This is a genomic window from Aquisalimonas sp. (assembly GCF_007120195.1).
Taxonomy (GTDB): domain Bacteria; phylum Pseudomonadota; class Gammaproteobacteria; order Nitrococcales; family Aquisalimonadaceae; genus Aquisalimonas.
This window is the reverse complement of record NZ_SKOG01000084.1, coordinates 1-11,707: the sequence shown is the minus strand read 5'-3', so window position 1 is coordinate 11,707 and position 11,707 is coordinate 1. Positions and strand designations below refer to the sequence as shown.

General features: G+C 63.5%; 16 protein-coding genes and 1 pseudogene. 10 read left to right on the top strand and 7 right to left on the bottom strand.

Going from position 1 to position 11,707, the window contains the following annotated elements; genetic code table 11:
- Positions 1-486: 486 nt before the first annotated feature.
- Genes QZT63_RS06910 through QZT63_RS06895 form a run of 4 tightly spaced genes read left to right on the top strand, consistent with a single transcriptional unit; the run spans position 487 to position 1,626 of the window.
- Positions 487-960, top strand: coding sequence for an ATP-binding protein (locus QZT63_RS06910; RefSeq protein WP_290649743.1), 474 nt, complete (start codon positions 487-489; stop codon positions 958-960).
- The gene (locus QZT63_RS06905; protein WP_290649741.1) at positions 960-1,118 is read left to right on the top strand and encodes a hypothetical protein; all 159 of its coding nucleotides are present in this window, start codon (positions 960-962) and stop codon (positions 1,116-1,118) included. Before QZT63_RS06910 ends, QZT63_RS06905 begins: the two co-directional genes overlap by 1 nt.
- Positions 1,118-1,402 (top strand): DUF4258 domain-containing protein, encoded by a 285-nt coding sequence (locus QZT63_RS06900; RefSeq protein ID WP_290649739.1) that lies wholly within the window; start codon positions 1,118-1,120, stop codon positions 1,400-1,402. Before QZT63_RS06905 ends, QZT63_RS06900 begins: the two co-directional genes overlap by 1 nt.
- On the top strand, positions 1,402-1,626 hold the full coding sequence (locus tag QZT63_RS06895) for a type II toxin-antitoxin system MqsA family antitoxin (protein WP_290649737.1): 225 nt from the start codon (positions 1,402-1,404) through the stop codon (positions 1,624-1,626). Before QZT63_RS06900 ends, QZT63_RS06895 begins: the two co-directional genes overlap by 1 nt.
- Before the next feature lie 486 nt (positions 1,627-2,112).
- Here QZT63_RS06895 and QZT63_RS06890 read toward each other — a convergent pair whose 3' ends face one another.
- Positions 2,113-2,547, bottom strand: coding sequence for a hypothetical protein (locus tag QZT63_RS06890; RefSeq protein WP_290649735.1), 435 nt, complete (start codon positions 2,545-2,547; stop codon positions 2,113-2,115).
- 68 nt (positions 2,548-2,615) lie between these two features.
- Positions 2,616-2,882, bottom strand: a complete 267-nt coding sequence (locus tag QZT63_RS06885) for a hypothetical protein (protein ID WP_290649733.1) — start codon at positions 2,880-2,882, stop codon at positions 2,616-2,618.
- On the opposite strand from QZT63_RS06885, the gene QZT63_RS06880 reads away from it, so the two are divergent.
- The 3 genes from QZT63_RS06880 to QZT63_RS06870 all read left to right on the top strand — a co-directional run bounded on the left by QZT63_RS06880 (position 2,784) and on the right by QZT63_RS06870 (position 5,819).
- Positions 2,784-3,416 (top strand): cytochrome P450, encoded by a 633-nt coding sequence (locus QZT63_RS06880; RefSeq protein ID WP_366636238.1) that lies wholly within the window; start codon positions 2,784-2,786, stop codon positions 3,414-3,416. The genes QZT63_RS06885 and QZT63_RS06880 overlap by 99 nt on opposite strands.
- Before the next feature lie 310 nt (positions 3,417-3,726).
- Complete coding sequence (locus QZT63_RS06875; RefSeq protein ID WP_290649731.1) at positions 3,727-4,566, top strand: universal stress protein; 840 nt, start codon at positions 3,727-3,729, stop codon at positions 4,564-4,566.
- Between the two features lie 623 nt (positions 4,567-5,189).
- Positions 5,190-5,819 (top strand): CoA pyrophosphatase, encoded by a 630-nt coding sequence (locus QZT63_RS06870; RefSeq protein ID WP_290649729.1) that lies wholly within the window; start codon positions 5,190-5,192, stop codon positions 5,817-5,819.
- Between the two features lie 23 nt (positions 5,820-5,842).
- Here the strand turns inward: QZT63_RS06870 and QZT63_RS06865 are convergent, their stop codons facing one another.
- Positions 5,843-6,715: a fumarylacetoacetate hydrolase family protein gene (locus QZT63_RS06865; RefSeq protein WP_290649727.1), complete on the bottom strand. Its 873-nt coding sequence runs from the start codon at positions 6,713-6,715 to the stop codon at positions 5,843-5,845.
- A 110-nt stretch (positions 6,716-6,825) separates the two neighbouring features.
- On the opposite strand from QZT63_RS06865, the gene QZT63_RS06860 reads away from it, so the two are divergent.
- Positions 6,826-7,875, top strand: coding sequence for a L,D-transpeptidase family protein (locus tag QZT63_RS06860; RefSeq protein ID WP_290649725.1), 1,050 nt, complete (start codon positions 6,826-6,828; stop codon positions 7,873-7,875).
- 65 nt (positions 7,876-7,940) lie between these two features.
- Here QZT63_RS06860 and QZT63_RS06855 read toward each other — a convergent pair whose 3' ends face one another.
- The 3 genes from QZT63_RS06855 to QZT63_RS06845 all read right to left on the bottom strand — a co-directional run bounded on the left by QZT63_RS06855 (position 7,941) and on the right by QZT63_RS06845 (position 9,358).
- Entirely contained in the window at positions 7,941-8,234 is a 294-nt protein-coding gene (locus tag QZT63_RS06855) for an Lpp/OprI family alanine-zipper lipoprotein (RefSeq protein ID WP_290649723.1), read from the bottom strand.
- 248 nt (positions 8,235-8,482) lie between these two features.
- Positions 8,483-9,055 carry a L,D-transpeptidase gene (locus QZT63_RS06850; protein ID WP_290649722.1) on the bottom strand — a complete coding sequence of 191 codons (573 nt, stop codon included), beginning with the start codon at positions 9,053-9,055 and terminating at the stop codon, positions 8,483-8,485.
- A 21-nt stretch (positions 9,056-9,076) separates the two neighbouring features.
- Entirely contained in the window at positions 9,077-9,358 is a 282-nt protein-coding gene (locus tag QZT63_RS06845) for a glutaredoxin family protein (RefSeq protein ID WP_290649720.1), read from the bottom strand.
- Between the two features lie 79 nt (positions 9,359-9,437).
- On the opposite strand from QZT63_RS06845, the gene dusA reads away from it, so the two are divergent.
- The gene (gene dusA / locus QZT63_RS06840; RefSeq protein WP_290649718.1) at positions 9,438-10,487 is read left to right on the top strand and encodes a tRNA dihydrouridine(20/20a) synthase DusA; all 1,050 of its coding nucleotides are present in this window, start codon (positions 9,438-9,440) and stop codon (positions 10,485-10,487) included.
- A 70-nt stretch (positions 10,488-10,557) separates the two neighbouring features.
- Here the strand turns inward: dusA and QZT63_RS06835 are convergent, their stop codons facing one another.
- Positions 10,558-11,349 (bottom strand): TatD family hydrolase, encoded by a 792-nt coding sequence (locus tag QZT63_RS06835; protein ID WP_290649716.1) that lies wholly within the window; start codon positions 11,347-11,349, stop codon positions 10,558-10,560.
- 162 nt (positions 11,350-11,511) lie between these two features.
- Between QZT63_RS06835 and QZT63_RS06830 the strand changes: the two are divergent.
- A pseudogene (locus tag QZT63_RS06830) lies at positions 11,512-11,707 on the top strand (long-chain fatty acid--CoA ligase); the annotation flags it as partial.

Here is an 11,707-nt window from a genome sequence, read left to right as displayed (position 1 = left end):
GGCCAGTAAGGGAAGGTAGTACAAGGGGATAGCGCGACGAAGTGCGACAAGGTGCGATTGGGGAACGGCAGACACCCTCTCCGCCATATTTCCTGAGCGGGACCTGCGGCCCCGCTCAGGAAAGATCGTGGACTTAGGGGGATTCGAACCCACGGATAAACAATTTGGTTCGACGACGTAGCGAAGCGGAGTCGGTCGTTGGCGCGCAGCGGCAACGACCCGGAGGGCAAGGCGCGAAGCGCCGCAGCAATCCCACCCTCTCCGCCATCTTGCCTGAGGGGCGCCGCAGGTCCCGCAGTACTCGGCGATGCCGAGCTGATTCTTCGCCTCGCTGCCTTCGGCGAAGCTAAAAGCGGTCACGCCAGAATCACGAATCAACACATGGGCTCGATCGACTCTCAGCCCGTGCGGGAACTCGTCGAGGATATTTTGGAGGGTGGAAAGGATGCCCTCGAGATGCGCCGCTCCAAGTATGGGTTCTGAAACATGGACGATGACGGCGAACTGCTCGAAGCGGGGTTGGTCGAGCAGGCACTGGAGTTCGTTCGTCGGAACACGCCGGTAGAGGCCGTTCTGGAAGACGGCGCCCGTCGTGTGGAGAAGCCCACTTACCCGAATGAAGTCATTCGAGAGGCGGTCGTGACTGCCCTGATCCACAGGGATTATCTCCTGGCCAATACCGACATCGAGCTCGCGATCTACGTGGATCGCCTGGAATTCATCTCTCCCGGGCGGCTTCCGAACGGGATCACACCGGAACGTATGCGGGCCGGCACGCGCGCCAGCCGCAACCAGCTATTGAAGGATGTGATGCGGGATTACGGCTACCTGGAACACATGGGCATGGGGGTTCCGCGCAAGATCATTCGCGGGATGAAGCAGCATAACGGAACCGAGCCGGACCTTATCGAGGAAGACGAACGGTTTACCCTGCCGCTGTTTGCAAGGCCGAGAACATAGTGGATGCCTGGCTCAAGGCAGAATTCGACGATGGCGTGTGGGAGCATTTGTCAGGCACGGAATCCGAACCTTTCGTGCTGGGTGAGCACCGGCGCATCGCGGTCAAGGTAATCGACGAGCGCGGCAACGAACTGATGGTGGTGCGGGAGCCGGATTAATGGACTGCACTGGAGTTTCATTCAGTGGCCACGCCCTGCGACGCATGTTCGAGCGCGGGCTGAACCAGCAGCCCATACTGGATACCATAGCCGGTGGTGAAGTGATCGCCGAGTACCCGGATGATCAGCCTTATCCCAGTTGCGTGATGCGCGGCTTTGTGGAGGGTCAGCCGGTCCATGTGGTGGTGGCGCGCGAACCGGAGCGCCACGCTTGTTTTGTGGTGACGGCTTATCGACCGGATCCCGGTATCTGGTCGGACGATTTCAAGACGCGGAGGCAGTGATGAACTGTGTCATTTGCAAAACCGGTCAATTGGCCGAGGGCAGGACGACGGTCACCTTCCAGCGCGGGGAAACCACCGTAGTGATCAAGGATGTCCCCGCCCAGGTTTGTGACAACTGTGGCGAATACTATCTCTCGGAAGAGATGTCGAGGCAGGTGCTGGCCATGGCCGAGGCGGCGGTCAGCAAGGGCGCCGAAGTGGAAATTCTGCGCTGGGCGGCCTGACGTCATGACTGGCACGCCACGGGATGCAACCCGACCGAGCGGCCTGGTTCAAGTGCATCCGCCAGGACACTAGAGGCCCTCGCTTCAGCGCCATGATTGGAATGGCTATCTGGTCTGGTGGTCGGTTCCACGGCGAAAAGTGCCCCGGTGGAGCTGTGGTGGGAGTGGATTCGGACGCCGGGATAGCGTTCTGAGGCTGGCCCCCACCCAGAGCGTCGGCCGAGCGTCGGTGCCGATTGCGGTGAGTCGCCGCTTCGGCTGAAGATTAAAGACGTTCTATACTGCCTATACGGTCCACGGACACCTACCGGCAGGTCGTCACCGAGGACGTCGTACTCAACACGCTCGTCGGCCGTGAGTTCAGCGTCGCGGAGATGAGCGCCCGCGGCATCGAGCGCCGCGAGCCGTGGGCGCACCTCCACCGCCTTGCGGGCAGCCTGGTCATCAAGGCGCGGGTCCACCGTGGGGGCTGCGCGCGGAGATCATTCAAGGTGACACGATCCGACTCAGCGACGCCGTGACACCGACCTGACACCACGAGCGAAGGAGCCAGTGGTGCGACCAGTCAGCGAGCTCGAGCTGCCAGTCTACGACTACACCGATGAGCGCGTCGTCGGGTCGCGCTTCCACGAGGTAATGCGCGGCCTGCGGGCGCAGGGCTGGCTCGCCGCCGCCGAGCCGCTTGGCTACGTTATCCTCGACCACGCCGGCGTCGATCAGGTCCTGCGCACCCGGCACGCGCGCATGCCGGCCATCGAGATCCTCGAGCTGCAGGGGGTCGCCGCGGGCCCGATGCACGACCAGCTGTCGGGCAACCTCAACAACCTCCAGGGTGAGGAGCACCGCCGCCTGCGGGCCCAGGTGCAGGCGCCATTCCTGCCCAAGGCCACAGAGCCGCTCCGCCCGGTGATGCGCGCGCACGTCGCGGACCTCTTCGGCGCCGTGACCGAGGCCGGCGAGTGTGAGTTCGTCTCCGCCGTCGCCAAGCCCTACCCGGCGCGCATGATCGCCGAGATCGTCGGGCGCCGGTCAGCGACGCGGAGCGTCTCAGCGAGTGGGCCTACTGGATCCAGTCGAGCTTCGACCCGATCAAGGTCGCGACGCGGCTCGAGCGCATCGACCGAGCCGCCGCCGAGTTCGACGCCTACTGCCGAGGGCTGCTCGCCCAACCCGGAGAGGAGGGCGATGCGCATCTGCTTGCGAGGCTTCGGGCAGCGCAGGACGCCAGCGAGCTCACAGAGACCCAGTGCGTCCACCTCGTGAGTTCGGTGCTCATCGGCGGGGTCGACACGAACCAGGCGCAGCTCGCGTACGCGCTGCGGCTGTTCGCCGAGCACCCCGAGCAGTGGGATCGGCTTACCCGCGACCCCTCGCTCGTGCCCGCAGCGGTCGACGAGGTGCTGCGCTTCGAGCCGATCGCGCCGTTCATGGCCCGGCTCGTCGCCGAGGAGCTCACTGTGCACGACGTGGTGTTTCCAGCCGGGACGGTGCTGTTCGCCTGCGCTCTCACCGCCAACCATGACCTGGAGGTGCTCGAGGAACCCAACCGGTTCGACATCAGCGCCGACCGGGGGGACGCGAAGCTGCTCACCTTTGGCGCCGGGCTCCACTTCTGCCCCGGCGCGGCGCTCGCCCGCGCGGAGCTTGAGGAGGCGCTCGGGTTCCTCGCCGAGCGGGTCACGACCTTCGAACTCGCCGGTCCCCCGCGCTACGACACGCCCAGCGGGGTCTACGGGCTGCTCGAGCTGCCGTTGCGGTTCGAGACCGCGACGGTTGGCGCCCGTCCATAGCTACGGGGCGGCGGTAATGGCTCGCCGAGACTCTGGTCGATCACCAACGCTTCTCCTGGGCCTGCTACCGCGCCGCCGGACGCGACCCGGCCGGTCGGCCCGGCACGCCAAGTGCGTCCATCGCGCTGCGGGAGTGCGGTTTCTGCGTGCAGCCCTGGGACCTAATGGGCACTGCTGTGAAACCTGGTCCTCGTGCCATCACGAGTTGTTGATCCGGATCAAGAGTCGCCCGCATGTCTTGCGTCACAGTGCAAAGTGATACCCGCGTTTTAAACCGTTGAGCACATACCTGGCCGAGGTGCAACCCGCCATGAGCACGCAAGAGATCGTCGTACCTGTAGATTGGACCCCAAAGTCTCTGGCTGCGCTGGCGCCCGCACGCGTGCTCGCTGAACAGACGGGGAGGGCGCTGCATATGGTCTCGGTGATACCGAGGGAGGCGTCAAGCGCCGAGCGAGAGCGAGCCCTGGAACAGGCGGCAAGGGACTATTCGATCACGAAGCCGCGCATCACGGTCCTCAAGGCGGACCTTAGCAACGTGGCTATTGGCGAGCACGAAGGCAGCCTGCGGGGAATGCTCGATGAGTCACCGGAGAGCCTGGTGTGCATGTCCACCCATGCCCGCAGCGCCGTTGGCGACATGCTGCTTGGCAGTGTCGCCAACGACCTTCTGCGTCAGTTGGGGCGCCCGATCGTGCTCGCTGGGCCGCGTCTGAGCGCCGACTGGCAGGGTCCACTGAACATGGTCATTGTCTGTCTGGACGGCTCGGAGCTGTCGGAGGCCATCATCGAGCCGGCGGTGGACATGGCGAAAGAAACTGGAGCGCAGCTGTTCCTCACCCAGGCGCAGGAGCCGGAATCGACTCACACCGCCCTTACCCAGGATGCCTCCGAATCGGGATATCTGCAGCGAAAGGCGACGGAGATCCTCAAGCAGTATGGCGTGCAAGCGAATTGGGACGTCCTCCATGGGCGGAATCCAGCCAGGGCAATCACTGAATACGTCTCCGGCTTTCCCGGCGCCATGGTCGCCATGACGACCCATGGCCGGACAGGACTGCGCAAGCTGGCCCTGGGTAGTGTGGCCCGGGATGTGGTCCACGATATCCACTGCCCCGTGCTTGCGTACACCCCCGTTGATCAGGCCTGACCCCGCGGCGGGCACCGCCCGGGGGGTCGGCCGTATGGGTGGCATGATGGATCCGCGCGAGCCAATTTGAAGAGCGCTACAACGTCAATGAGAGTTATCTCAAAGACCGTATTTAGGCTCATGCTCGGCGGCCTCTCCAAAGCCGCTGCCGGATGATCGCTATGGCTTATCTCGCCCGTCGCTACCGCAGGCGCAGCGAGACGACGCGCAATTCTCGCCACCACGAGCCCCGGCATGAAGCGATCCCGTGGCCCACCCCGATGCTGTCAGTGCCTCGCATCGGGCTGTGGGCGTTTGAATGCGCGTGGTAAAGGCGAGATGATGGTGCAACATGCGTCGGCGCGTCGCACGGTTCGGTTCCAGGCACCCCGGTGGTCCGCGATGTTCCTGGACAGGCTGTGACCGTCGGTGATCGCAGGCGCGGGAACTGTGACGAAACTGGCAGCTTATTTGCTTGCAATGGATCACGATGGACACGTGGTCTCATACGCCACTGGCAGCGCATTCGAACCGAACTCGCGCGGTCAGGGGGTGGATGACGTTGAGGACGCTCAGGGAGTCAGGGAGGGTACGTCATGGGTAGGCATGATTGTGCTGCATTCTGGGGAGGTGCGTTGCCGCTTATGCACCAGAATGATGAAGACCCCCTGTGGGATCACATTGCACGCTCCCTGGGGAAACCGGCGGCGGCGACGTGTCGCCCCGGTTTCCCGTTTGACGAGAGCGCATTGCATGACGCTGCCGTGCTGGTTCCACTGGTGGCGCGCCAGACAGGGATGCACGTGATCTTCACCCGCCGTAGCGAGGCGCTAAAAAAGCATTCCGGCCAGATCAGCTTCCCGGGCGGCATGCTGGAGCCTGCGGATGACTCACCACTGGCTGCGGCACTGCGCGAAGCCCATGAAGAGATCGGGCTGCTCTCGTCCCGGGTCAGGGTGTTGGGGGCACTACCGCGGTATCCGACGGCGACGGGGTTTATGATCCATCCGTTCGTCGGGCAAGTCATCTGTGCAGACGGCCTCTGCGCGGACCCGGGCGAAGTGGCCGAGATTTTCGAAGTGCCGCTAGGGTTCTTTCTCGACCCTGCCAATCATCGGCCCCATCATATCGAATACGATGGCCAGACCTACCGTCTGCACGCCATGCCGTATGAGGATTACTACATCTGGGGGGCGACCGCAGCGATTCTGCGTGAGCTCTACCATTGCCTTCGCCAAGGCGCGCCCGAGCTGTTGCCGTCGGCGGTCGAATGACGCGGGTTCGCGGCGGGCTGCCGTCAGACGATTCGGTTCCGGATGGTGCCGATGCCGTCCACCCCGCACTCGACCACATCGCCGGCTTGCAGAAAGCGCGGCGGATCCTGCGCAAACCCCACGCCGCTGGGAGTGCCGGTGGCAATGATGTCACCGGGTACGAGCGTCATGATCCGGGAGAGGCTGGCGATGGTCTCGGGGATCCGGAAAATCTGATCGCCGGTGTATCCGGACTGTTGCCTCTGGCCGTTAACGTCGCACCACAAAGCGAGATCATGGGGGTCCGCGATGGCGTCAGCCGATGTAATCCAAGGCCCCATCGGACAGCCGCCATCCAGGCTCTTGCCGAGGAAGAATTGCTTGTGGCAGAACTGCAGATCCCGGGCGGAGAGATCATTGACCACGGTGTAGCCGAAGACGTGTTGCGCCGCCTCGTGCTCCGGGATGTTGCGCCCACCTGTGCCGATGACAACCGCCAGTTCGACTTCCCAGTCCAGCTGAGTGGTGATGGTCGTATCCACCGGGATGGCCGCATACGGTGCGGTGACGCTTGTGGTGGCCTTGGTAAAGACCACGAGATGTTCTGGGTAACTGACCTCCTGGCCTTTGGCGCGCTGCGACTCGCTGGCGTGGTCGGCGTAGTTGAGGCCCAGACAGATGATGTTTCTGGTTGGTTTCGGAATGGGGGCCAGAAGGGTCAGCGAGTTGAGATCCCGTGCTTCGCCATCCCCGCGGAGCAGCCGTTCGGCTTGAGCACTGGCCGCGCCGGGGCCCATTTCAATGAGTTCGAGCAGGCTGTCTGCCCAGCCCGCTCCTCGGGGTGCGAGTTGGACTGCACCCTCTGCGGAGATGCCCCAACGCGTCGAGGTGTCCGTCCGCACAGAAACGTAACGCATTCAGGCCTCCGCGAGTGTGCCTTGAACAAGTGACCCTGACAGGTGACTAACACTATAATGAACCGCGACGGCGCCACTGAACAGCGCTTCGGTGACCTCTGGAGGACCGAATGACGCAAGCCGGCAAAGGCTACCTTATCCCGGCAGTTTTCGTGTGCGCGTTAATCGGCGCGACGCCGGTCATCGCCGACGACACCCTGGAAGGCGATGACGTGGCCGAGAGCGGCGAAGCCACCTCGGAAGATGCCGAGCGCTACGGTACGTCCCAAAACGTCTTCGATTTACCCGATGCGGACGTGGACGTGATCGGGGAGACCAAGACCGTCGAAGCCAGGTACGAGGACACGCTGTTGCAGATCGGGCGGCGTCACGGCGTTGGCTACAAAGAGATTCGTCGGGCCAACCCGGACGTGAACGTCTGGTTGCCGGGCGAGGGCACGGAGGTCACGATTCCAACGCGCTTTATCCTGCCTCCAGGGCCGCGCGAAGGCATTGTCGTAAACCTGCCGGAAATGCGGTTGTATTACTACCCAGAACCCGGCCCGGACGGCAAGCGCGTCGTCGAGACCTACCCGATTAGTATCGGTCGCATGGATTGGTCGACACCCACAGTGGAGACGGAGGTCACCGTGCGCCTGGAGAATCCGGCCTGGTTCCCGCCGGAGTCGGTGCGCGAGCGCGTGGAAGCCCAGGGGCGGACGTTGCCGCGGCGCGTGGAGCCAGGCCCGGATAACCCGCTGGGTCAGTACGCCATCGGCCTCGATATCCCGGGGTATTTCATACACGGCACCAACCGGCCCGCCGGCGTGGGCATGCGCGCGACCCACGGCTGCATCCGGATGTTCCCCGAAGATATCGAGTCGATCGTCTACCGGGTCAACCGCGGGACGCCGGTGCGCATCCTCAACAACCCCTTCAAGGCTGGATGGTCGGCCGACGGCGAGCTCTACCTGCAAGCCTATCCCGGGCTGACGGAAGACGAGGATGAATTGTCCGACATGGGCGTGAGGCCGGCCGTCAAGACCGTTGCCGAACAGCTCCGTGAGCGGCCCGCCCGGGTGGATTACGAACGGCTCAAGCAGGTTGCCGCCGAGGCGGCGGGCCGTCCGCAATCGATCACCCGTCAGGCCGTCAGGCGGGATCTCGCGCAGGCCGAGTAAGCAGTCCTTACCGATACGCAAAAAAAACCCCGCGAGGGCGGGGCTTTTCGTCGCGGAGAAGCGGATTACTTCTGCATGGACTCTTCGAACATGCGATCGATCTGTTCCTGCAGCTCTGCGATCTTCTCTTCGTTGCGGTTAGCCTTGTATTCTGCCGCCTTGGCAGTGCCTTCGGCCTCAAGCGCCGTTTCACGGGCCTCATTTGCAACGTCCATCGCCTCGGCAGCCTGAGCCTGGGCTTCGTCTTCCATCATGTCCATCTCTTCATCGTTGTCGCCCATCGCGGCGCAACCGACGAGCACCCCCATGGAGAGGCCGAGTGCGGAGAGCTTCAGCAGGGATTTAAGGCTGTGCGACATATTGTAGATCTCCTATCACTTTAGTTGTCTTGCCGAACTGCTTGAACGGCAATCAGACGTCATTCTAGAACCAATGCCGCGTTAAATAAACTCGCAACGCGATGATTGGTCCTCCGGTGGGACAAACAAATGTCAACGAGCAGACGGTGCGGCTGTGCACAGTCCCCACACGCCATGTTAACAGTTGGTAAGCGCGCCCGCGCCTTGTTGTGATTTGGTGACAAGCGGGACGCCGGGTCGAAGGACCTTTACCGCCTGGCCTGGGCGATGATGTCCTCATCGGCAGTCACAATAACACGTGTGCCGATGCTCACGTACTCGGCGAGGGCCTCCACCTCCTGGTTAGTGACAGCAATGCAGCCGCGTGTCCAGTTGGTGCGGGAATGAATGTTGGGGTTCGCGCGCCCCAGCCCATGGATGCCGATGTGACCGCCCACGGCGGTACGCTGGGGTGGCAGCTCGCGGGCGCGCAGCGCGTCTGTGACGTCCAGGAGCTCGTCCAGTTCCATGACACCCTCGTTGTAAGCCAGTCGAGCGTGCTGGAGGTTGGGAAAGTCCAGTCCGAAGAACATGTGAAACCGGCTATTGTAGTTGACCCACGCGACGCGGAAGTCCCCGAGGGGGGTTGTACGATCGCCGCGCTCGCGCAAATGCGAGGTGCCGCCACGACCAATGGCGATACGCGGGATGTGGAGGACTTCGTCCCCGCCTTTGATAACGCGGAGTTCCTGTCGATCGGTATCGACAAGAACCAGGGTGTCCCCGGCAGAGAGAGTCGCGCATGCAAACAGACCGAGGAGCAAGGCAAGCAGTCTGGTCATAAATCCGCTTCTTCTGCTGTATTATGGATCTTGGGCGGCTTGCTTTAGCCATCGAACATCATCGCGCGTAAACGGCCAGCCCAGCTCCAGGCCGTCATGCCGCCGTCTCAGCACCGGTATCCGTTGACCATATTCAGCCATGAGTTGCTCATCATAGGCAATATCAACTTCCACAACCGTGATTCCGTCCACAGGCAGAACGTCATGGACCAGGCGCGCAGCCTCCTCACACAGGTGGCAGCCGAGCGTGCTGTAGAGTTCAAAGGCTGGCGGCTGGTTCTGTCGCTTGTGGTCATCTACCATGCACTGCTCCAGTGTCAGCTATCCCGCCAAACGGTGCGCGGGTGCTCTCCGTGGCCAAACAGCGCCTGGCAAAAAGGTCATGTCGACAGCTAACAATTACCCCTCCACAGCGACCGGTCATTGCACGGCCCCACTGGCGGCGCCAGTGGACCGCCGCCTGTCGGTTGCGCCGATGATGGCATGCACCGATCGTTACGCGCGCTATCTATTGCGTCTGATTTCCCGGCACACCTTGCTTTATACGGAAATGGTGCCTGCCGCCGCTATTGTACATGGCCGTGCGGACCTGTTCCTGGCATTCGACCCCAGTGAGCACCCCGTGGCGGTCCAGTTCGGCGGGGCGAACGCATCGGAACTCGCCCAGTGCGCGCGCTGGGCGCACCGCTACGGGTTCGACGAAGTGAACCTGAACGTCGGTTGCCCCAGTGATCGCGTTCAGTCGGGGCGTTTCGGCGCCTGTCTCATGGCCGAGGCGCAGCAGGTCCGCGCCTGCGTCGCGGCCATGGTGGATGCCTCGCCGCTGCCGGTGACGGTGAAAACCCGCCTCGGCATCGATGAGATGGACTCCTGGGAGTTCCTGTGCGACTTCATTGCCACGGTGGCCCAGGGCGGCTGCCGCGGCTTCGCGATGCACGCGCGCAAGGCGTGGCTGAAGGGACTGAGCCCCAAGGCGAACCGGGACATTCCGCCCCTGGACTATGGGCGGGTCTACGCCCTGAAACGGCAATTTCCCGATCTGGAAATTGTGCTCAACGGCGGTGTGACGACCATCGATGCGGCCCTTACGCACCTCCACTGCGTGGACGGTGTGATGATGGGGCGCGAGGCGTATCACAATCCCTATGTCCTGGCCGAGGTCGACGCACGGGTATTTGGGCGGCCGACGGCACCCCTGAGCCGCCGTGGCGTGCTGGAAGCCTACCTGCCTTTCGTCGAGGAGCAGTTGCGCAAGGGCGCGCCGTTGAGTGCCATGAGCCGTCACCTGCTCGGGCTCTTCCAGGGTGTTCCCGGCGCGCGGGCCTGGCGGCGTTACATCAGCGAGAACGCCCATCGCCGTGGGGCCGGCACCGAAGTGCTGGAGGCCGCCGCAGCCAGGGTCCAGGATGCGTCGGAACGCGCGGCGGGCTGACGGCCCTGGGCGATCGTGTCGATTCCCGCCAGCGTGGTGCTGCCAAGGTCACGGGTGCTTCTGGGTGAGGTCACTCGGGCAGTCGGAAAAAGCGCTGCGCCGTTGCCGTGGTGGCCGCCGCAACTGCTTCCAGGGATTCGCCCCGATGGCGGGCGACCGCTGCGGCGACGTGGGGCAGAAACGCCGGTTCATTGCGCCTTTTGGCGGGTTTGGGGTGTAGATCCCGCGGCAGCAGGTAGGGGGAGTCCGTTTCAATCATGAGGCGCTGGGCGGGAATCTCGGTGACCAGCTCCTGGAGTTCGCGCCCGCGGCGTTCGTCGCACACCCAGCCCGTAACACCGATATGCAGATCCATGTCCAGGTAGTCCCATAGCGCCCGGCGGGAATCGGTGAAGCAGTGCACCACGGCATCGACCAGAGCGTCGCGATAGTCGCGTAGAATACTCAAGAGGCGCTCATGTGCATCGCGCTGGTGGATAAAAACCGGCAGCTTGAGGTCCGCGGCGAGTTCCAACTGCTGTGCGAACGCCGCTTCTTGGTCCGGGCGCGGCGAGTGATCGCGGTTGAAGTCGAGCCCTGTTTCTCCCACGGCGACCACGGCATCCGAGGCGGCGAGCTCTTGGAGGGTGTGCAGCACGCCGGCATCGAAGTGTCTTGCGATGTGGGGATGTACCCCCGCGGTCGCGTAGAGGTGACGCGGATACGCCTCGGCGAGCGCTTTCGCCTTGACGCTCTCCCGGGCGCTGGTGCCGGTGACAATCAGCGTGTCCACGCCGGCCTCACGAGCCCGCTCCAGTACCGTGTCGCGGTCCTGGTTAAACGCTTTGTCGGTCAGGTTTGCACCGATATCCACCAGGCGCATGGCGATTCCCCCGTGCACACATCCGTGGCCGGTATTATGGCGGCAGGTGCACGACTTGGCGAAGGGTAGTCTGCGGCAGTCATCGTTTGCCTGCAGTTTCGTGTTTAAAATGGTGACGATCGGGTCACCGACGATGAAACAATCCCGCACAGAGGAGGGGGCATGGCGCAGGAGCCAAACTACGATACGCTGCCGATGAACTGGATCGGTGACTGGGCCGGTCGCCGCGCGGCGCTCACACCGCATCGGGCGGCAATCTACGACGCCGACACCGGCACCCGGCTGAGCTTCGCCGACACCCATGCGCGGGCCAACCGGGTCGGTGGCTGGTTGCTGGATCAGGCCAGCCTGCGCAAAG